Here is a 17,582-nt window from a genome sequence, read left to right as displayed (position 1 = left end):
GCAAGGAGCCCGATCATGAACACCGCTTTAGCCCGCAAGTCCCTGGCCACTGTCCTCGTGGCCGCCTGCACCGCCTTCGCCGCGCTCGCGGCGCCCGTGGCCCGCGCCCAGAGCGATGCCTCCATCGCGCTGTCGATGCTGCCCGTGGCCTCGGTGCTGGTCGGCGCCTCCGCGGTCGGTGCCGCCGGCGCCTCGGCCGCCAAGGCCAGCGAAGTGCCGGCCGCGCTCTCGGTCGGCGGCTCGATCCTGACCGTGGTCGCCGTCGAGGCCTCGGCCGACGGCACGGTCTACGTGCTCGAACGCGCCGCCGACGGCGCGCGCGCCAGCGTCAAGGTGGCGGGCCGCGTGGCGCAGGGCGCCTCGACCGCGGTCGGCACCGCCATCGTCGTCAGCGTGATCGGCACCGGCGTCGTGCTCTCGGCCGCGGGCGAGGTGCTGGCCTTCGTGCCCAACGCCATCGGCCGCGCGCTGCTGGCCAACGAGAGGCTGTCGTGAAACGCGCCGCCGTCGTCATGGCGCTGGCCCTGCTGACCGCGGCGGCCCTGCCGCTGCAGGCGCAGGCCGGCCGCTCGTGCGAGCAGGTCAAGCCCGGCGCCGCGCTGATCGCCAAGGGCATGGAGCTGGCCGAGCGCACCTCGCAGCAGCTCGACGCCAGCGGCGCGCGCGTCGTCGTGCTGGCGCGCGCCGGCCAGGACCTGAGCAAGTACGGCCTGCGCTACTCGCACTTCGGCCTCGCCTACAAGACCGACGCCGGCCCATGGCGCGTGGTGCACAAGCTCAACCAGTGCGGCACCGCGGTGGCGGCCGTCTACCGCCAGGGGCTCGGCGAGTTCTTCCTCGACGACCTCTGGCGCTACGAGGCCGCCTGGGTCGTGCCCACGCCGCAGGTGCAGGCGCAGCTGCTGGCCGCGCTCAAGGAGCCGACGCCGCGCCTGGTGCGGCTGCATGCCGCGCCCTACAGCATCGTCAGCTACGCCTGGGGCCAGAAGTACCAGCAGTCGAACCAGTGGGCGCTCGAGACGCTGGCCGCCGCGATGGAGCCTGCCACCATCGTCAACCGCTCGCAGGCGCAGGCCTGGCTGCAGTTCAAGGGCTACGAGCCCACCACACTGAAGCTCGGCCCGCTGACCCGCCTGGGCGGGCGCATCGGCTCGGCCAACATCGCCTTCGACGACCATCCCAACGACAAGCGCTTCTCGGACCGCATCGAGACCGTGACCGTCGATTCGGTGTTCGAATGGCTGCAGCGCGCGGGCCTCGGCGCGGCGCCGGTGGCGCTCAAGCTGTGAGCGCGGCCCGCACGAGAAGAATGGAAGGAACGACGACATGAGCAAATCCCTGCGCCTCTCCGAGAAATGGTTCCGCCGTGGCCTCTGGCTGGTGGCGCTGGTGTTCGCGGGCTTCCTGATCGGGCTGGGCAGCACCATCGTGGGCGACCTGCCGCAGGTCGAGCGCGTGCGCACCATCGAGGACTTCATCGACCACCGCGCGGCCGATCCGCTGCGCGCCACCGTCAAGGCCTCGGAGGCGGCCGAGCTGCAGGCCTCGCGCGACCTCGACCAGATCCGGCTGCAGCTGCAGGCCGCGCAGCAGGCCGGCGCCAATGCACGCGAGACCTTCGGCAACTGGATCGCCACGCGCCGCGCCACCGCGCAGCCCGACCAGGACCCCGAGCTGATCGCGCGCACCAAGGCGCTCGATGCCATCAAGCAGAAGGAGGAGGCGGTGCAGCGCCAGGTCAACGCGCAGCAGCAGGTCATGCTCGATGCGCGCCAGGCCGAGCAGCGCGCGCGCACCACGCTGGTCGAGCTGGAGCGCGACGCGCAGCTCAAGCTCGACGCCGAGTACCGCCGCATCGAGCTGCGCGTGTTCGCCTACCGGCTCGCGCTCACGCTGCCGCTCCTGGTGGTCGCGGGCTGGCTGTTCGTGAAGAAGCGCAAGAGCACCTGGTGGCCCTTCGTCTGGGGCTTCATCCTGTTCGCGCTGTTCGCCTTCTTCGTCGAGCTCGTGCCCTACCTGCCGAGCTACGGCGGCTACGTGCGCTACGTGGTGGGCATCGTGCTCACGGTGCTGGTGGGGCGCTACGCGATCGTCGCGCTCAACAACTACCTCGCGCGCCAGAAGCTGGCCGAGCAGCAGCCCGACCAGGTACGGCGCGAGGAGCTGAGCTACGACACCGCGCTGGCGCGGCTCGACAAGGGCGTGTGCCCCGGCTGCGAGCGGCCGGTGGACCTGAAGAACACGGCGATCGACTTCTGCCCGCATTGCGGCATCGGCCTGCACGACCACTGCGAGGTCTGCGAGACGCGCAAGAGTGCCTTCTCGCGCTTCTGCCATGCCTGCGGTGCCTCGGCCACATCGTCGGAGGCGGACGCGAAATCCTTCACGCCCCGGACCCCGCCGCAACCCGCGACCTGAGGAGGGCGGTCACGCGCTCGTGCTACAACCGCCCGCTGCGCCGCGTTCGCGGCCGCAGCCCCGGTCCGTTCCATGCCTCACCTCGAAGGAGTACGCGCAATGAGCATCTTCGGCAGCATCCTTTCCAAGATCTTCCCGTCCGCGCAGGCCGCGCAACCGCCGGCCGCGGCACCCGCTGCCCCCGCCGCGCCGGCGCCCGCGGGCGCACCGGCCGCAGCCGCACCGCCGCCGGCCATCACGGTGGTCGACGTCGAGGCCCTGCTCGACGGCATGCCGGGCGCGAAGCAGCTCAACTGGCGCACCTCCATCGTCGACCTGATGAAGCTGCTGGGCCTGGACAGCAGCCTCGACGCGCGCAAGCAGCTCGCGGCCGAACTGAGCTACGGCGCCGACACCAGCGACAGCGCCAAGATGAACATCTGGCTGCACCGCCAGGTCATGACCAAGCTGGCCGCCAATGGCGGCAAGGTGCCGGCCGAACTGCGCGACTGATCCGCGCTGTTTCCACCATGCAAACAGCCCGGCATTGCCGGGCTGTTTGCTTTGGAGGCGCGAAGAAGGGCTTCAGGTCCAGCCCGCGTCCACCACGTAGTCCTGCGCCGTGCACATGCGCGAATCGTCGGCGCCCAGGAACAGCGCCATCGCCGCGATGTCCTCGCCCATCACGCGGCCCGGCAGGCACTGGGCCGCGTCGATCTCCGCGCCCGACTCGGGCTTGACCCACAGCCGCAGTTGCCGCTCGGTCATCACCCAGCCCGGCACGATCGTGTTGACGCGGATGTTCTGCTTGCCCAGGTCGCGCGCCAGCGAGCGCGTGAGGCCGCGCACGGCCGCCTTGCAGGCCTGGTAGACCGGGTAGCCGCGGCCCTTCATCATCCAGCTGACCGAGCCGAAGTTGACGATCGAGCCGCCGCCCAGCGCGCGCATGTCGGGTGCCACCGCCTGCGCGGCGAAGAACTGGTGCTTGAGGTTCACGGCCACCAGCCGGTCGAAGTCCTCGTCGGTGACGTCGGCCATCTCGTGGCGGCGGTCGTTGGCCGCGTTGTTGAGCAGCACACTCACAGGCCCGAAGTGCGAGCGCACCGACTCGATGGTGGCGCCCAGCGCGGCCGTGTCGGTCACGTCGCAAGGCAGGAACAGCGCGGGATGCCCGCCGCGCAACTGGCCCGCGAGCGCCTGGCCCGCGGCGGCGTCGAGGTCGCAGAAGCCGACCTTCGCGCCCTGCGCATGGAAGGCCCGCACCAGCGACTCGCCGATGCCGCTCGCGCCGCCCGAGATGAAGACGGTGCGCTCGGCGAGCGAGGGATAGCGCGCGGTGTAGGGCGAGGGGGTGGATGCAGTGGTCATGAAAAAGGAAGACGACAGCGGTGAGGCGGGAAGGTTAGCGCGGATCGCCGGGCTCGCGCGCGCAGCGCCAGTTTCGCGATAAGCACATGCGAACTCGGTCGTTGTGGCCGGCCGCGGCGCTGCCCAGAATGGCCCGACGCCGATGGGTGCGTGTGAGCCATGGAGTCCGCCGATGTCCGTCCTGCAAGAAGTGCTCGAAGCCAACGAGTGATATGCCGCCGGGTTCGGCGAGAAATCGAAGCTGGCGCTGCCGCCCGCGCGCCGCTTCGCGGTGCTCACCTGCATGGATGCGCGCCTCGATCCCGCGGGCTATGCGGGGCTCGCCGAGGGCGACGCGCACGTGATCCGCAATGCCGGCGGCCGCGCCACCGACGACGCCATCCGCTCGCTGGTCATCTCGTACAAGCTGCTGGGCACGCGCGAGTTCTTCGTGGTGCACCACAGCGACTGCGGCATGGAGCTGTTCACCGACGACGTCATCTCGGGCCTGCTCGAGCAGAGCCTGGAGACCGCGAGCGTCGATGCCACGGGCTGGCACGACACGGGCCACGGCCCGGGCTCGTCGGCCGGGCGCTACATCAAGTGGCACACCTTCACGCACAACGCGCGCAGCGTGCAGGAGGACGTGGAGCGCATCCGCCAGCACCCGCTGGTGCCGAGGACGATCCCGATCTACGGCTACATCTACGACGTGCGCAGCGGCCGGCTGGTGGAGGTGCCCGAGGCCACCGCCGCGGGCAAGGCCGCCGGCTAGACGCCGCGCGCGCGCTCCGACTTGAAGCGCGCGCGGAATGCCGTGAACGTTCCCGCGTCGAGCGCCTCGCGGATCTCGCGCATCAGGTTCAGGTAGTAGTGCAGGTTGTGGATGGTCGTGAGCATCGGCCCGAGCATCTCGCCGCAGCGGTCGAGGTGATGCAGGTAGGCGCGGCTGAAGCCCTCGCGCCCGCCGTCGTTCCAGCTCACGCCCGAGCTGCCCGCGCAGGCGTGGCAGGTGCAGCTCGGATCGATCGGCTGCGGGTCGCTCTTGTGGCGCGCGTTGCGCATCTTGAGGTCGCCGAAGCGCGTGAACAGCGTGCCGTTGCGCGCATTGCGCGTGGGCATCACGCAGTCGAACATGTCGACGCCGTCGGCCACGCCCTGCACCAGGTCCTCGGGCGTGCCCACGCCCATCAGGTAGCGCGGCTTGTTCGCGGGCAGCCGGTGCGGCGTGTGGCCCATGATGTGCAGCATCTCCTCCTTGGGCTCGCCCACGCTCACGCCGCCGATGGCGTAGCCCGGGAAGTCCAGCTCGACCAGCGCCGCCAGCGATTCCTCGCGCAGGTTCTCGAACATGCCGCCCTGCACGATGCCGAACAGCGCGTTCGGGTTCGACAGGCGCTCGAATTCCGTCTGGCAGCGCTTGGCCCAGCGCAGGCTCAGCTCCATCGAGATGCGCGCCTCGGCCTCGGTCGTGATGTGGCCCTTGGTGTCGTAGGGCGTGCACTCGTCGAACTGCATCACGATGTCGCTGTTGAGGATGGTCTGGATCTGCATCGAGACCTCGGGCGTGAGGAACAGCTTGTCGCCGTTGACCGGCGAGGCGAACTTCACGCCTTCCTCGCTGATCTTGCGCATCGCGCCCAGCGACCAGACCTGGAAGCCGCCCGAGTCGGTGAGGATGGGCTTGTTCCACTTCTCGAACTGGTGCAGCCCGCCGAAGCTCTGCATCACGTCCAGGCCCGGGCGCATCCACAGGTGGAAGGTGTTGCCCAGGATGATCTGCGCGCCCATCTCCTCGAGGCTGCGCGGCATCACGCCCTTGACGGTGCCGTAGGTGCCCACGGGCATGAAGATCGGCGTCTGCACCACGCCGTGGTTGAGCGTGAGCGTGGCGCGGCGCGCGTGGCTGTCGGGGTCGGTCTTGAGGAGTTCGAAGTTCAGCATGGGGGTCAGTCCTCTGTTCTCGGTTGGCGCGCGAGCAGCATCGCATCGCCATAGCTGAAGAAGCGGTAGCCCTGCGCGATGGCGTGCGCATAGAGCGCCATCACGCGCTCGTAGCCCGCGAGGGCCGAGACCAGCATCATCAGCGTGCTCTTGGGCAGGTGGAAGTTGGTGATCAGCAGGTCGACGTGCGCGAAGGCGAAGCCCGGCGTGATGAAGATGCGGGTGTCGCCCGCGGCCTCGCCGCTCTTGGCCCACGACTCGAGCGTGCGCACGGTGGTCGTGCCCACGGCCACGATGCGGCCGCCGCGCGCCTTGCATTCGGCGATGGCGCGCTGCGTGGCCTCGGGCACCTCGTAGCGCTCGGCGTGCATGGTGTGCTCGGCGATGTTCTCGGTCTTCACCGGCTGGAAGGTGCCGGCGCCCACGTGCAGCGTGACGTTGGCGCGCTGCACGCCGCGCGCCTCGAGCGCGGCCAGCAGGCCCTCGTCGAAGTGCAGCGCGGCGGTGGGCGCGGCCACGGCACCGGGCACGCGCGCGAACACGGTCTGGTAGCGGCGCTCGTCCTCGGCCGAGTCGTCGTGCGTGATATAGGGCGGCAGCGGCACGTGGCCGCAGCGCTCCATCAGCAGGTAGGGGTTCTCGCCCGTGTCGCTCTCGAAGGCGAAGCGGAACAGGGCGCCGTCCTCCTCGGGCCAGCGGCCGAGCAGGGTGGCGCGGAAGCCGCCGTCCATCTGCAGCGTGGTGCCCACGGGCGGCTTCTTGCTGACCTTCATGTGGGCCACCACCTCCTGCCCCTGCAGCACGCGCTCGACCAGCAGCTCGAGCTTGCCGCCGGTCGGCTTCTCGCCGAACAGGCGCGCCTTGACGACGCGGGTGTCGTTGAAGACCAGCAGGTCGCCCTCGCGCAGCAGCGAGGGCAGGTCGCGGAAGATGCGGTCGGCCGGGGCGGGGCCGGTGCCGTCGAGCAGGCGGGAGGCGGTGCGTTCGGTGGCCGGGTGTTGCGCCACCAGCTCGGGCGGCAGGGCGAAATCGAAATCGGAAAGCGTGAAGGCGCGCATGATGCTTGAGGGCCGGACGGGCCCGTTCCAAGAGGGGGCCGCGAGGGGCCGTTCGGAGAGCGAGGCGGCGATTGTCCCATGGCGCGAAAACCGGCCGCCGCCGCGGGGTCGGGCCAGGGCCGGCGAGGCAGAATCGCCGCATGGTCGATACACATGCAGCGCGCGTCACGCAGGAGTCCGGGTCCGCGCCCGGGCCCTCCGAAGGCGAGCTCTTCAAGAAGATCCTCGGCGCCGCCTGGCAGGGCCTGCATGCCGACATCCGCCGCCGCTTCGACAAGAACCCCTCGCCCGGCAAGGCGCTGCACTACAGCGGCCGGCTCAGCGAGCTGCGCTGCTCGCGCTTCGGCCGGCTGCTGGGCCACCTCACGCAGCCGCTGATCCAGGGCGCGCTGATTCCCTACAGCGACGCCGACTTCCCGGTCGAGATCCAGGTCTACGCGAAGCCCGGCGACCCCGCGATCTACAAGCAGCGCATCTACCGGCTGCACGGGCGTCGGCCGATCCAGTTCACCAGCTTCATGCGCGAGAGCGAACGCGGCGAGGTGCTCGAGTACGTCGGCATGGGGCTGGGCATGAAGCTGGTGCTCAGCGTGGAGAACGGCAGCCTGCATTTCCGCAGCGACGGCTATTTCTGGCAGCTGTTCGGCTGGCGCCTCCCGCTGCCGGGCCTGCTCACGCCCGGCAAGACCTTCCTCTGGCACCACAACGAGACGCCCGAGCGCTTCAACATCCGCATCGAGATCCGCCACCCGCTGATGGGCACCACCTTCACCCAGGTCGGCGTGTTCGAGGAAGTGTCCGCCCCCGCATGATCGACACGCACCTGCTGGCGCTGCAGCTGATGGCGGCCCAGGGCGCGCTCGGCGCCTTCGACACGCTCTACCACCACGAGGGCACCGAGGCCCTGCCGCGGCGCGCCTCGGCCGGGCGCGAGCTCGCGATCCACGCCACGCGCTCGTCGATCTACTGCCTGCTGTTCATCGGCCTCTCGTCCTGGGCCTGGCATGGCGCCTGGGCCTGGGTGCTGCTCGCCGTGTTCGGCGTCGAGATCGTGCTCACGCTGTGGGACTTCGTGGTCGAGGACCGCAGCCGCCTGCTGCCGGCCACCGAGCGCGTCACGCACACGGTGCTGGCGATCAACGCGGGCGCCTTCATCGCGCTGCTGGCGCTGGCGGCCGTCGGCTGGGCCGCCGAGCCGACCGCGCTCGCCTGGCAGCCGCAGGGCTGGCTCGGCGCCTTCCTCGCGCTGTGCGGCGTGGGGGTGGGCGTGTCGGGGCTGCGCGATGCCTTCGCGGCGCGCGCGCTGCTGCGGCGCCGGCGCCATGCGCGGGTGCGCGAGACCGAGGCGCCGGTGCGCTTCGGCGCGCGGCCGCGGCGCGTGCTGGTCACGGGCGGCACCGGCTTCATCGGCCAGATCCTCGTGCGCCACCTGCTGGCCGACGGCCATGCGGTCACGGTGTGGACGCGCGACGCGCGCGCGGCGGCCTGGAACTTCGGCGGCGCGGTGCGCTGCGTGCGGTCGCTGGCCGAGCTGCCCGCGGCCGAGGAGATCGAGGTGGTGGTCAACCTCGCGGGCGCGCGCATCCTCGGCGCGCGCTGGAGCGAGCGGCGCCAGCGCCAGCTGCTGGCCAGCCGCGAGGGCCTGACGCGGCAGCTGGTCGAATGGATGGCCGCGCGCCCGCGCAAGCCCTGGCTGCTGCTGTCGGGCTCGGCCATCGGCTACTACGGCGTGCAGCCGCAGGGCGATGCCACCGCGCTCGACGAGGAGGCGCCGCCGCAGGACATCTTCATGTCGCGCCTGTGCCAGCGCTGGGAGCAGGCGGCGCAGGCCGCGGTCGCGCTGGGCGTGCAGGTGGCCTGCATGCGCTTCGGCTTCGTGCTGGGCCACCAGGGCTCGCTGCCGCAACTGCTGCTGCCGGTGCGGCTCGGTGTCGGCGGGCGGCTGGGCAGCGGGCGGCAGTGGCTGTCGTGGGTGCATGTGCACGACCTGGTGCGCGCGCTCGCGCATGCCTGGAGCCGGATCGAACGCGAAGCTGGCACGCCGGCCGCGCAGGCCTTCAACGTGACCGCGCCGCAGGCGCTGAGCCAGCACGACTTCACGCGCGTCGCGGCCAGCGTGCTGCACCGCCCCTGCTGGATGCCCACGCCCGCGGCGCCCGTGAAGCTGCTGCTCGGCGAGCAGGCCGACCTGCTGCTCGAAGGCCAGCGCGTGGTGCCCGCGCGGCTGCTGCGTGGCGGCTTCGCGTTCACGTTCCCCGATGCGCGCAGCGCCTTGACGGACCTTTGCCGTCCGCGCTAGAAGACCTGTCCGTGCCCGCCAAGAAGAAAGCCTCCACACCCGCCGCCGCGCCGAGCGCACCGGGCGCCGCCACGCCTGCACCCGCCGCGCCCGCCGCTCCCGCCGGGCCACCGGGCAGCGGCCTCAGCGTGGTGCAGCGCGCGCTGCGCAAGCTCGGCCTGGTGCGCGACATCGACTTCGCGCTCTACCTGCCGATGCGCTACGAGGACGAGACCCGCGTGGTGCGGCTGGCCGACACGCGCGACGGCGACACCGCGCAGATCGAAGGCGTGGTGACCGAGGCCGAGGTGGCCTACCGGCCGCGGCGCCAGCTCATCGTCACCATCGACGACGGCGGCGAGACCTGCCAGCTGCGCTTCTTCAACTTCTATCCCTCGCAGCAGAAGCAGCTCGCGGTGGGCGCGCGGGTGCGCGTGCGCGGCGAGGTGCGCGGCGGCTTCGTCGGGCGGCAGATGATGCATCCCACGGTCAAGGCCGCGGGCACCGCGCTGCCCGAGGCGCTCACGCCCGTCTACCCGACCGTGGCCGGCCTCGCGCAGCCGGTGCTGCGGCGCGAGGTGCGTTCGGGCCTCGCGCGCGCGGTGCTCGACGAGACCATCCCGGTGCAGATCGGCCTGCGCGGCGCCTGGGACCTGCGCGCCTCGCTGAGCTTCCTGCACTACCCGACGCCCGACGTGGCGATGGCCACGCTCGAGGACCACAGCCACCCGGCCTGGCAGCGCATCAAGGCCGAGGAGCTGCTGGCGCAGCAGCTGTCGCAGATGCAGGCGCGCATGGAGCGCGCGGCGCAGCGCGCGCCGATGCTCGACATGGCGGCCGCGCCCGTCGGCGGCAAGGGCTCGCTGCACGACGCGCTGCTGGCCGTGCTGCCCTTCGGCCTGACCGGCGCGCAGGCGCGCGTGGGCGAGGAGATCGCGCGCGACCTCGGGCGCGAGCTGCCGATGCACCGGCTGCTGCAGGGCGACGTGGGTTCGGGCAAGACGGTGGTGGCCGCGCTCGCGGCGGCGCGCTGCATCGACGCGGGTTTCCAGTGCGCGCTGATGGCGCCGACCGAGATCCTCGCGGCCCAGCATTTCGGCAAGCTGGTCGGCTGGCTCGATCCGCTGCTGGCCGAGCGCGGCCTGCGCGTGGCCTGGCTCACCGGCAGCCAGAAGAAGAAGGAGCGCGACGCCATGGGCGCGGCGGTCGAGAGCGGCGAGGCCGCGCTGGTGATCGGCACCCATGCCGTGATCTCCGAGAAGGTGCGCTTCCACAACCTCGCGCTGGCGATCATCGACGAGCAGCACCGCTTCGGCGTGGCGCAGCGGCTGGCGCTGCGCGGCAAGGCGCGCGACGAGCTCGAGCCGCACCTGCTGATGATGAGCGCCACGCCGATCCCGCGCACGCTCGCGATGAGCTACTACGCCGACCTCGACGTCTCCACGCTCGACGAGCTGCCGCCGGGCCGCACGCCGATCGTCACCCGGCTGGTGGCCGAGCACCGGCGCGACGAGGTGATCGCGCGCATCCAGTCGCAGATCGAGCAGGGCCGGCAGGTCTACTGGGTCTGCCCGCTGATCGAGGAGAGCGAGGCGGTCGACCTGCGCAACGCCACCGCCACGCGCGACGAGCTGGCCGACCTGCTCGGGCCGCAGGTCAACGTCGGCCTGCTGCATTCGCGCATGCCCACGGCCGAGAAGCAGGCGGTGATGGCCGCCTTCACCGCCAACCAGATGCACGTGCTGGTGAGCACCACGGTGATCGAGGTCGGCGTGGACGTGCCCAATGCCTCGCTGATGGTGATCGAGCATGCCGAGCGCTTCGGCCTGTCGCAGCTGCACCAGCTGCGCGGCCGCGTGGGCCGCGGCGCGGCGGCCTCGGCCTGCGTGCTGCTCTATGCGCCCGGCGACAGCGGCCGCGTCGGCGAGGCGGCGCGCGCGCGGCTGCGCGCGATGGCCGAGACCAGCGACGGCTTCGAGATCGCGCGCCGGGACCTCGAGATCCGCGGGCCCGGCGAGTTCCTCGGCGCGCGCCAGTCGGGCGCGCCGCTGCTGCGCTTCGCCGACCTCACGACCGACACCTTGCTGCTCGACTGGGCGCGCGAGCTCGCGCCGCGCATGCTCGAGCAGCATCCCGAGCTGGCGCGGCGGCACATCGACCGCTGGCTCGGCACCAAGGCCGAGTACCTGAAGGCTTGAGAGGGCAGGCGTCGATCAACTCGGCCGCCGCGTCAACGCCAGCAGGCAGCCGAAGCCGATCATCATGCTGCCGCTCACGCGGTTGAACCAGCGCATCGCGCGGCTGCCGCCGGCCAGCCGGCGCATGCGCGCGCCGAGCAGCGCATAGAGCGCGATCGCCACCACCTCGAAGACCAGGAAGGTCAGGCCCAGCAGCAGGTAGCTCGATGCGTACGCGCCCGGCACCACGAACTGCGGGAAGAAGGCGGTGAACACCAGGATCGCCTTCGGGTTGCCCGCGGCGACGGTGAACTCCTGCCGCACCAGCACGCGCATCGGCGGCGGGCCCGCGAGCTCGCGCGCCTGCTGCGCCAGTTCGGGCGCGGGCGCGCGCAGCAGCCGGATGCCGATCCACACGAGGTAGGCGGCGCCGATCCACTTGACGACGTCGAAGGCCAGCTCGGAGGCGACCAGCACCGCGCCCATGCCCAGGCCGGCGATCGCGATCATCAGCGCGAAGGCGACCAGGCGGCCGGCCGCGGCGGTCACGGCCTGCGCGATGCCGTAGCGCGCGCCGTTGCTCACCGAGAGCAGGTTGTTGGGGCCGAACGCCATGTTGATGGCGAAGCAGGCCGGCAGGAACAGCAGGTAGGCGGACAGGGTCATGGCGTCTGCGGTGGGGGCGGGGGAGGCGACCATTATCCGCAGCCCCGCGGACCGCCCGTCTTCAGCCGAGCGCCTGGCGCCGGAAATCGCTCGGGCTCAGGCCCGTGTGGGCGCGGAACACGCGGCTGAAGTGCGAGAGGTTCACGAAGCCGGCCGCGAGCGCGATCGCGGTCACGGGCTCGGCGGCGCGCGCCGGGTCGCGCAGCGCGCGGATGCTGGCGGCCAGCCGCTGCTGCTGGATGTGGCCCGCGAGCGTGTCCTCGCCATCGGCGAAGGCGCCGTGCAGCAGCCGCTTGCTGCAGCGCAGCGCCTGCGCGATGCCCTCGACCGACAGGGCCGGGTCGTGCAGGTTCTGCGCCACGTGGTGGCGGATGCGGTCGGCCAGCGCCTCGCGCTGGGTCTGCTGCGTGTGCTGGCCGGCCAGCTCCATCAGCGACAGCCGCACCAGCTGGATCAGCAGCTCGCCCGCGCCGCGCGCGGCCGCCTCGCTCATCGAAGGCAGCTCCTGGTAGGTGCTGCGCATGGTCTCGAGCGCCACGCGCGAGATGCCGCTGGTGCCGCCGACGCGCCGCGCCACCAGCTGCGCGAGCGGCAGCGAGGGCAGGGCCAGCTGTTCCTTGGGCAGCATCACGATCAGGTGGTCGCTGCGCTCGGGGTTGGCCACCGTGTAGTCGAGCGTGGTGTCGTAGAGCGTCCAGCCGCCCGAGCGCACCGCCGCCGCGCGGCCCTTCTGCACCACCTCGGCCGAGCCCTGCCAGGGCGCCACGATCTTCAGGTAGGCCGCGTCGCTCAGGCGCGCCATCCGCGCGGTGCGCAGCACCCGGTGGCGGTTGGCCTCGAGCCGCGTGAGGATCACGTCGCCCGCGCGCGAGGCCGCCAGGTGGCCGTCGAACGGCACCTCGTCGCCGTAGAGGTCGGAGCCCAGGCCGCCGAAGTGGCGGTACACCCACTCGCACCACGCCGGGCCGCGCTCGCGCGGCGGCACTTCGTCGGTCGACAGCAACTGCGATGCGGTCATGGCGCGGCGGGAGGCATTGGGGGGTGGATGGGGCGCCCATTGTGGGCCGCGCGGGCGCCGCCTCGCCTTGCGGGTTAACCACTAGCCGGCTGCACGCTGGGACAAGCGCTTTGTGCACCGCCGGCACAGCGTCCGCGCGGTGCCGTTCCTACGATGCCGGCAGGGCCCGCACCGGGCGCCGCACGACCCGAACATCGAAGGAGACCGCCGTGTTCCACACCCCTCGCCGCCGCTGGATCCAGGGCGCCGCCGCGCTCGGCGCCGCCGCCATGGCGCCGCGCCTGTTCGCCCAGCAGGGCGCGCCGGTGCGCATCGGCTATGCCATCGCCCGCACCGGTCCCTGGGCCGCGGGCGCGCAGGTGAGCCAGGAGCCCAACTACCTGCTGTGGGCCGAGCAGGTCAACGCGGCCGGCGGCCTCGCGGTGAAGGGCGGCGCCAGGCGTCCGATCGAGCTGATCGGCTACGACGACCGCAGCGAGACCGAGACCTGCGTGCGCACCTTCGAGAAGCTCATGGGCAGCGACAAGGTCGACCTGGTGCTGCCGCCCTGGGGCTCGGGCGCCAACTTCGCGGTCGCGCCGCTGGCCAACCGCCTCGGCTATCCGCTGCTCGCGCCCACCGCGCTGTCGCGCAAGCTCATCGACATGCGGCTGCCCTACTTCTTCTCGCTGCTGCAGCAGCCCGACAAGATGATGGGCGCGCTGGTCGACCTGCTGGTGGCCCAGGGCGCGAAGACCGTGGCCATCGTCTACATGGACGACCTGTTCGGCCTCGAGAACTTCGCGGCGCTCAACAACGCGCTCAAGAAGACGCAGATCCAGGTGGTGGAGCGCAAGAGCTATCCGCTCGGCGTGAAGGACCTGGCGCCGGTGCTGCGCGGCATCAAGGACCTGAATCCCGACGCCTTCATCGGCATCACCTATCCGCCCGACACCATCCTCGCGAGCCGCCAGGCACGCGAGGTGGGCTTCAATCCGAAGTTCTTCTACGCCTCGGTCGGCACCGCCTTCCAGCTCTACAGGAACGTGATGGCCGCCAACACCGAGGGCGTGATCGGCATGGGCTCGTGGAACGGCAAGACCAGCCCCGGCGCCAAGGCCTATTTCGACGCCCACACGAAGAAGTTCGGCAAGGAGCCCGACCGCTGGGCCAGCGGCCATGCCTGGGCCGGCCTCGAGATCCTGCAGCAGGCCGTGGCCAGCGTGGGGCTGGACCGCAAGGCGCTGCGCGAGCACATCGCGAAGACCGAGTTCGGGACCATCCTCGGGCCGATCCGCTTCGAGGGCAGCGAGAACGCCTCGGTGCCCGGCACCGTCGCGCAATGGCAGGGCGGCGAGTTCGAGGTGGTGTGGCCGAAGGACCGCGCCACCGCGCAGCTCGCGCCCAAGCCGGCCTGGAAGTAGCCGCATGTCCTTCGGAGGATGGGCCGAGCTGCTGGCGGGCGGATTGATCTCGGGCGGCATCTACGCGTTGGTGGCCATCGGCCTGAACCTGCAGTACGGGCTGATGCGCATCATGAACATCTCGCACGGCGAGTTCCTGATGCTCGGCGCCTTCCTGACCTGGTGGGCCCACACCGCGCTGGGCATCTCGCCGCTGCTGTTCGTTCCGGTGGCCTTCGCGCTGCTGATGGCGCTGGGCATGGCGGTGCACTGGCTGTGCTTTCGGCAGGTGGCGGCGCGCGCGCCCAGCGTCGAGGTGTTCGAGGCGCGCAGCCTGATGGTGGGCTTCGGCCTGATGTTCCTGGTGCAGAACACCGCGCTGCTGGTGTGGGGCGGCGACCTGCGCGGCTACGACTACCTGGCCGAGCCGGTGCAGCTCGGCGCGATGCGCTTCACGGCCAACAAGCTGGTGCTGTTCGGCGTCGCGCTCGCGCTGAGCCTGGTGCTGGTGGCGCTGCTCAAGCGCACCCTGCTGGGCAAGGCGGTGCGCGCGCTGATGCAGTCGCCCACCGGCGCGCAACTGGTCGGCATCAACACGAAGCGGCTGCATCCGCTGATGTTCGGCATCGGCCTGGGCCTCTCGGGCGTGGCCGGCGCGCTGCTGTCGATGACCTACGAGATCTCGCCCTCGATGGGCGAGCCCTACACCGTGACCGCGCTGATCGTCATCACGCTCGGCGGCTTCGGCAGCATCGCCGGCAGCCTGGTCGGCGGCCTGCTGCTCGGCGTGGTCGAGGCGCTGGGCATGTACTTCACCAGCCCTTCGCTCAAGATGCTGCTGTCGTACGCCGTGTTCATCGGCGTGCTGATCTGGCGGCCCAACGGATTGTTCTCGCGATGAGTTCCCTGTCCTCTTCTTCCGCGCGGCCTTGGCTGCTGCTCGGCGCGGCCGCCGCGCTCGCCGCCTGCGTGCCCTGGATCGCCAGCGAGTTCCTGAGCTCGGTGGCGCTGGGCTGCCTGATGTACATCGCGCTGGCCACGAGCTGGTCGCTGTTCTGCGGCGCCACGCGCTACCTGTCGCTCGCCACCTCGGCCTTCTTCGGCCTCGGCGCCTATGCCAGCGCCGTGCTGCTCGACGTGCTGCCCTGGCCGCTGGTGATCCTCGGCGGCGCGGCCATCGCGAGCGCGGTCGCGCTGCTGATGGGCGCGGCCGTGCTGCACCTGCGCGGCACCTACTTCGCGGTGCTGACCTTCGGCATGACCGAACTGATCCGGCATGCGCTGACCTTCGTCGAGAAGCAGATCTCGGGCACGGTGGGCCGGGTGCTGACCGAGGTGCCGTCCAACGAGACGGTCTACCTCACGGTGCTCGCGATCGCCGTGCTGGCGATCGCCACCGCGATGGCCGTGAAGCGCAGCCGCTTCGGCCTCGCGCTCGCGGGCATCGGTGCCGACGAGCAGCGCGCCCAGACCCTGGGCGTGGACACGCGGCGCGTGAAGATCGCCGGCTTCGCGCTCACCGCGGCCTTCGCGGGCGCGGTCGGCGCGGCGATGGCGGTGCGCTGGACCTACATCGAGCCGGCCGCCGTCTTCAGCCCCTTCATCGGTTTCCAGACCGTGCTGATCGCGATGATCGGCGGCGCCGCCAGCATCGGCGGGCCGGTGCTCGCGGCCGTGGTGTTCAGCGTGCTGTCCGAGACCCTGCGGCTGCAGCTGCCCTACGGCTACATGATGGTGCTGGGGCTGCTGCTGATCCTGTGCGTGATGTACCTGCCCGAGGGGCTGGCGTCGCTGTGGCGGCGCAAGGCGAAGGGAGCGCGCCATGTCTGAGGCCGCGAGCCCCCTGCTGCTCGAGGCGCGCGAGGTCAGCGTGCGCTTCGGCGGCCTCACCGCCGTCGACGCGGTCAGCGTCGCGCTGCATGCCGGCGAGCTGGTCGGCATCATCGGCCCCAACGGCGCGGGCAAGACCACCTTCTTCAACGCCATCTCGGGCGTGGTGATGCCCACCGGCGGGCAGCTGCTGGTGGAGGACGGCATCGACCTCACGCGCCGCGGCCCGCACCGCTTCGCCGCGCACGGCATCGCGCGCACCTTCCAGACACCGCGCGTGATGGCCGGCATGAGCCTGGCGGACAACGTGCGCTTCGGCATGCAGTTCGCGGGCCGGCACCGCGCGCCGCTGCCGGGCCTCGCGAGCGTGGGGGAGATCCTCGACATGCTGGGCCTGGGCGCGCTCGGCGGGCGCTTCGCGGCCGAGGTCACGCCCTCGCAGCAGCGGCTGCTCGAGATCGGCATGGCGCTCGGCACGCGGCCGCGCGTGCTGCTGCTCGACGAGGTCGCGGCCGGGCTCACCGAGGCCGAGGTCGAGGCCATGGCGCAGCGCATCCGCCGGCTGCGCGACGCGCACGGCCTCACCGTGGTGTGGATCGAGCATGCGGTGACCACCCTGCTCAAGTACGTCGAGCGCGTGCTGGTGCTGCACCAGGGCCGCAAGATCGCCGACGGCACGCCCGCCGAGGTGGTGCGCAACGCGGAGGTGATCGAGGCCTACCTGGGCGACGAGATGGAGGCCACGGCATGAACGCCGCATCGAACGACGGCAGCCGCCTCGCCGTGCGCGGCCTGCGCGCCGGCTACCACGGCTTCGAGGTGGTGCAGGGGCTCGACCTCGAGGCCGTGCCCGGCGTGACCGTGGTGCTGGGTCCCAACGGCGCCGGCAAGACCACGCTGCTGAAGGCGCTGGCCGGCCTGCTGCCGCGCCGCGGCGAGGCGCTGCTCGACGGCGTGGCGCTGCCCGCGGGCGACGCCACCGCCTGCGTGCGCCGCGGCATGGCGCTGGTGGCCGAGGGCCGCCAGCTGTTCGCGCAGATGACGGTGACCGAGAACCTCGAGCTCGGCGGCTGGCTGGTGCCCGCCGCGCTGCGCGCCGAGCGGTTGGCGCGCGCCTTCGACGACTTCCCGCGGCTGCGCGAACGCGCGAGGCAACTGGCCGGCACCATGAGCGGCGGCGAGCAGCAGATGGTGGCGGTGGCGCGCGCCATGATGAGCGGGCCGCGCCTGCTGATGCTCGACGAGCCCTCGCTGGGCCTCGCGCCGCGCATGGTCGACGAGCTGCTGGCCATCGTGCGCCGCATCGCCGACCAGGGCGTGACCGTGCTGATGGTCGAGCAGAACGTGCGCAAGGCACTGCAGGCCGCCGACCGCGGCTACGTGCTCGAGCGCGGTCGCATCGTGGCCGCGGGCGAGGCCCGCGCGCTGCTCGATTCCGACGCGGTGCGCCAGGCCTACCTCGGCGTCGCCTGAACCTTCTTTCTT

General features: G+C 71.7%; 18 protein-coding genes. 13 read left to right on the top strand and 5 right to left on the bottom strand.

Translation table 11 applies throughout. The features are described 5' to 3' along the window. The first annotated feature begins 15 nt into the window (after window positions 1–15). From BM109_RS30160 to BM109_RS30145, 4 genes are all read left to right on the top strand, one after another. Complete coding sequence (locus tag BM109_RS30160) at window positions 16–495, top strand: hypothetical protein (protein WP_093351213.1); 480 nt, start codon at window positions 16–18, stop codon at window positions 493–495. 17 nt (window positions 496–512) lie between these two features. Beyond that, complete coding sequence (locus tag BM109_RS30155) at window positions 513–1,289, top strand: DUF2145 domain-containing protein (protein WP_093351665.1); 777 nt, start codon at window positions 513–515, stop codon at window positions 1,287–1,289. Window positions 1,290–1,326: 37 nt separating this feature from the next. After that, entirely contained in the window at window positions 1,327–2,418 is a 1,092-nt protein-coding gene (locus BM109_RS30150; RefSeq protein WP_093351209.1) for a zinc ribbon domain-containing protein, read from the top strand. 99 nt (window positions 2,419–2,517) lie between these two features. Beyond that, entirely contained in the window at window positions 2,518–2,910 is a 393-nt protein-coding gene (locus BM109_RS30145; protein WP_093351205.1) for a DUF3597 domain-containing protein, read from the top strand. 72 nt (window positions 2,911–2,982) lie between these two features. On the opposite strand, the gene BM109_RS30140 is transcribed toward BM109_RS30145, so the two are convergent. Further along, a complete protein-coding gene (locus tag BM109_RS30140) occupies window positions 2,983–3,765 on the bottom strand; it encodes an SDR family NAD(P)-dependent oxidoreductase (RefSeq protein ID WP_093351202.1) in 783 nt (260 codons plus the stop codon). Window positions 3,766–4,036: 271 nt separating this feature from the next. Here BM109_RS30140 and BM109_RS30135 point away from each other — a divergent pair, with 271 nt between their 5' ends. Then, complete coding sequence (locus BM109_RS30135; protein ID WP_218159428.1) at window positions 4,037–4,519, top strand: beta-class carbonic anhydrase; 483 nt, start codon at window positions 4,037–4,039, stop codon at window positions 4,517–4,519. On the opposite strand, the gene tgt is transcribed toward BM109_RS30135, so the two are convergent. Together tgt and queA are read right to left on the bottom strand one after the other, a co-directional pair. Then, on the bottom strand, window positions 4,516–5,688 hold the full coding sequence (gene tgt / locus BM109_RS30130) for a tRNA guanosine(34) transglycosylase Tgt (RefSeq protein ID WP_093351200.1): 1,173 nt from the start codon (window positions 5,686–5,688) through the stop codon (window positions 4,516–4,518). The two genes, BM109_RS30135 and tgt, sit on opposite strands and share 4 nt — an antisense overlap. A gap of 5 nt (window positions 5,689–5,693) precedes the next feature. After that, window positions 5,694–6,746: a tRNA preQ1(34) S-adenosylmethionine ribosyltransferase-isomerase QueA gene (gene queA / locus BM109_RS30125; RefSeq protein WP_093351197.1), complete on the bottom strand. Its 1,053-nt coding sequence runs from the start codon at window positions 6,744–6,746 to the stop codon at window positions 5,694–5,696. 140 nt (window positions 6,747–6,886) lie between these two features. On the opposite strand from queA, the gene BM109_RS30120 reads away from it, so the two are divergent. Genes BM109_RS30120 through recG form a run of 3 tightly spaced genes read left to right on the top strand, consistent with a single transcriptional unit; the run spans window position 6,887 to window position 11,222 of the window. Continuing rightward, window positions 6,887–7,558, top strand: coding sequence for a DUF4166 domain-containing protein (locus BM109_RS30120; RefSeq protein WP_093351195.1), 672 nt, complete (start codon window positions 6,887–6,889; stop codon window positions 7,556–7,558). Then, window positions 7,555–9,045, top strand: coding sequence for a TIGR01777 family oxidoreductase (locus BM109_RS30115; protein WP_093351193.1), 1,491 nt, complete (start codon window positions 7,555–7,557; stop codon window positions 9,043–9,045). Before BM109_RS30120 ends, BM109_RS30115 begins: the two co-directional genes overlap by 4 nt. Window positions 9,046–9,056: 11 nt before the next feature. Continuing rightward, window positions 9,057–11,222 carry an ATP-dependent DNA helicase RecG gene (recG, locus tag BM109_RS30110; RefSeq protein ID WP_093351191.1) on the top strand — a complete coding sequence of 722 codons (2,166 nt, stop codon included), beginning with the start codon at window positions 9,057–9,059 and terminating at the stop codon, window positions 11,220–11,222. A gap of 15 nt (window positions 11,223–11,237) precedes the next feature. Here the strand turns inward: recG and BM109_RS30105 are convergent, their stop codons facing one another. Further along, window positions 11,238–11,867 (bottom strand): LysE family translocator, encoded by a 630-nt coding sequence (locus tag BM109_RS30105; RefSeq protein ID WP_093351188.1) that lies wholly within the window; start codon window positions 11,865–11,867, stop codon window positions 11,238–11,240. A 61-nt stretch (window positions 11,868–11,928) separates the two neighbouring features. After that, window positions 11,929–12,885 carry an AraC-like ligand-binding domain-containing protein gene (locus BM109_RS30100; protein WP_093351185.1) on the bottom strand — a complete coding sequence of 319 codons (957 nt, stop codon included), beginning with the start codon at window positions 12,883–12,885 and terminating at the stop codon, window positions 11,929–11,931. Between the two features lie 269 nt (window positions 12,886–13,154). Here BM109_RS30100 and BM109_RS30095 point away from each other — a divergent pair, with 269 nt between their 5' ends. Genes BM109_RS30095 through BM109_RS30075 form a run of 5 tightly spaced genes read left to right on the top strand, consistent with a single transcriptional unit; the run spans window position 13,155 to window position 17,570 of the window. Next, window positions 13,155–14,288 carry an amino acid ABC transporter substrate-binding protein gene (locus tag BM109_RS30095; RefSeq protein ID WP_093351662.1) on the top strand — a complete coding sequence of 378 codons (1,134 nt, stop codon included), beginning with the start codon at window positions 13,155–13,157 and terminating at the stop codon, window positions 14,286–14,288. Window positions 14,289–14,292: 4 nt separating this feature from the next. After that, window positions 14,293–15,168 carry a branched-chain amino acid ABC transporter permease gene (locus tag BM109_RS30090; protein WP_093351183.1) on the top strand — a complete coding sequence of 292 codons (876 nt, stop codon included), beginning with the start codon at window positions 14,293–14,295 and terminating at the stop codon, window positions 15,166–15,168. After that, window positions 15,165–16,097: a branched-chain amino acid ABC transporter permease gene (locus tag BM109_RS30085; RefSeq protein WP_093351181.1), complete on the top strand. Its 933-nt coding sequence runs from the start codon at window positions 15,165–15,167 to the stop codon at window positions 16,095–16,097. Before BM109_RS30090 ends, BM109_RS30085 begins: the two co-directional genes overlap by 4 nt. Beyond that, on the top strand, window positions 16,090–16,848 hold the full coding sequence (locus BM109_RS30080) for an ABC transporter ATP-binding protein (RefSeq protein ID WP_093351179.1): 759 nt from the start codon (window positions 16,090–16,092) through the stop codon (window positions 16,846–16,848). The genes BM109_RS30085 and BM109_RS30080 overlap by 8 nt, the downstream gene beginning before the upstream one ends. Next, window positions 16,845–17,570 (top strand): ABC transporter ATP-binding protein, encoded by a 726-nt coding sequence (locus BM109_RS30075; RefSeq protein WP_093351177.1) that lies wholly within the window; start codon window positions 16,845–16,847, stop codon window positions 17,568–17,570. The genes BM109_RS30080 and BM109_RS30075 overlap by 4 nt, the downstream gene beginning before the upstream one ends. Window positions 17,571–17,582: the final 12 nt, after the last annotated feature.

It is taken from the genome of Variovorax sp. PDC80 (assembly GCF_900115375.1).
Taxonomy (GTDB): Bacteria; Pseudomonadota; Gammaproteobacteria; order Burkholderiales; family Burkholderiaceae_C; genus Variovorax.
Note: the sequence above shows the minus strand (reverse complement) of the source record. Positions and strands in the feature narration are given on the sequence as shown.

What these genes read in the sequence shown, in the direction of transcription:
- BM109_RS30160 (WP_093351213.1), top strand. Translation starts at nt 16, where the DNA reads ATGAACACCGCTTTAGCCCGCAAGTCCCTGGCCACTGTCCTCGTGGCC.
- BM109_RS30155 (WP_093351665.1), top strand. Translation starts at nt 513, where the DNA reads ATGGCGCTGGCCCTGCTGACCGCGGCGGCCCTGCCGCTGCAGGCGCAG.
- BM109_RS30150 (WP_093351209.1), top strand. Translation starts at nt 1,327, where the DNA reads ATGAGCAAATCCCTGCGCCTCTCCGAGAAATGGTTCCGCCGTGGCCTC.
- BM109_RS30145 (WP_093351205.1), top strand. Translation starts at nt 2,518, where the DNA reads ATGAGCATCTTCGGCAGCATCCTTTCCAAGATCTTCCCGTCCGCGCAG.
- BM109_RS30140 (WP_093351202.1), bottom strand. Translation starts at nt 3,765, where the DNA reads ATGACCACTGCATCCACCCCCTCGCCCTACACCGCGCGCTATCCCTCG.
- tgt (WP_093351200.1), bottom strand. Translation starts at nt 5,688, where the DNA reads ATGCTGAACTTCGAACTCCTCAAGACCGACCCCGACAGCCACGCGCGC.
- queA (WP_093351197.1), bottom strand. Translation starts at nt 6,746, where the DNA reads ATGCGCGCCTTCACGCTTTCCGATTTCGATTTCGCCCTGCCGCCCGAG.
- BM109_RS30120 (WP_093351195.1), top strand. Translation starts at nt 6,887, where the DNA reads ATGGTCGATACACATGCAGCGCGCGTCACGCAGGAGTCCGGGTCCGCG.
- BM109_RS30115 (WP_093351193.1), top strand. Translation starts at nt 7,555, where the DNA reads ATGATCGACACGCACCTGCTGGCGCTGCAGCTGATGGCGGCCCAGGGC.
- BM109_RS30105 (WP_093351188.1), bottom strand. Translation starts at nt 11,867, where the DNA reads ATGACCCTGTCCGCCTACCTGCTGTTCCTGCCGGCCTGCTTCGCCATC.
- BM109_RS30100 (WP_093351185.1), bottom strand. Translation starts at nt 12,885, where the DNA reads ATGACCGCATCGCAGTTGCTGTCGACCGACGAAGTGCCGCCGCGCGAG.
- BM109_RS30095 (WP_093351662.1), top strand. Translation starts at nt 13,155, where the DNA reads ATGGCGCCGCGCCTGTTCGCCCAGCAGGGCGCGCCGGTGCGCATCGGC.
- BM109_RS30090 (WP_093351183.1), top strand. Translation starts at nt 14,293, where the DNA reads ATGTCCTTCGGAGGATGGGCCGAGCTGCTGGCGGGCGGATTGATCTCG.
- BM109_RS30085 (WP_093351181.1), top strand. Translation starts at nt 15,165, where the DNA reads ATGAGTTCCCTGTCCTCTTCTTCCGCGCGGCCTTGGCTGCTGCTCGGC.
- BM109_RS30080 (WP_093351179.1), top strand. Translation starts at nt 16,090, where the DNA reads ATGTCTGAGGCCGCGAGCCCCCTGCTGCTCGAGGCGCGCGAGGTCAGC.
- BM109_RS30075 (WP_093351177.1), top strand. Translation starts at nt 16,845, where the DNA reads ATGAACGCCGCATCGAACGACGGCAGCCGCCTCGCCGTGCGCGGCCTG.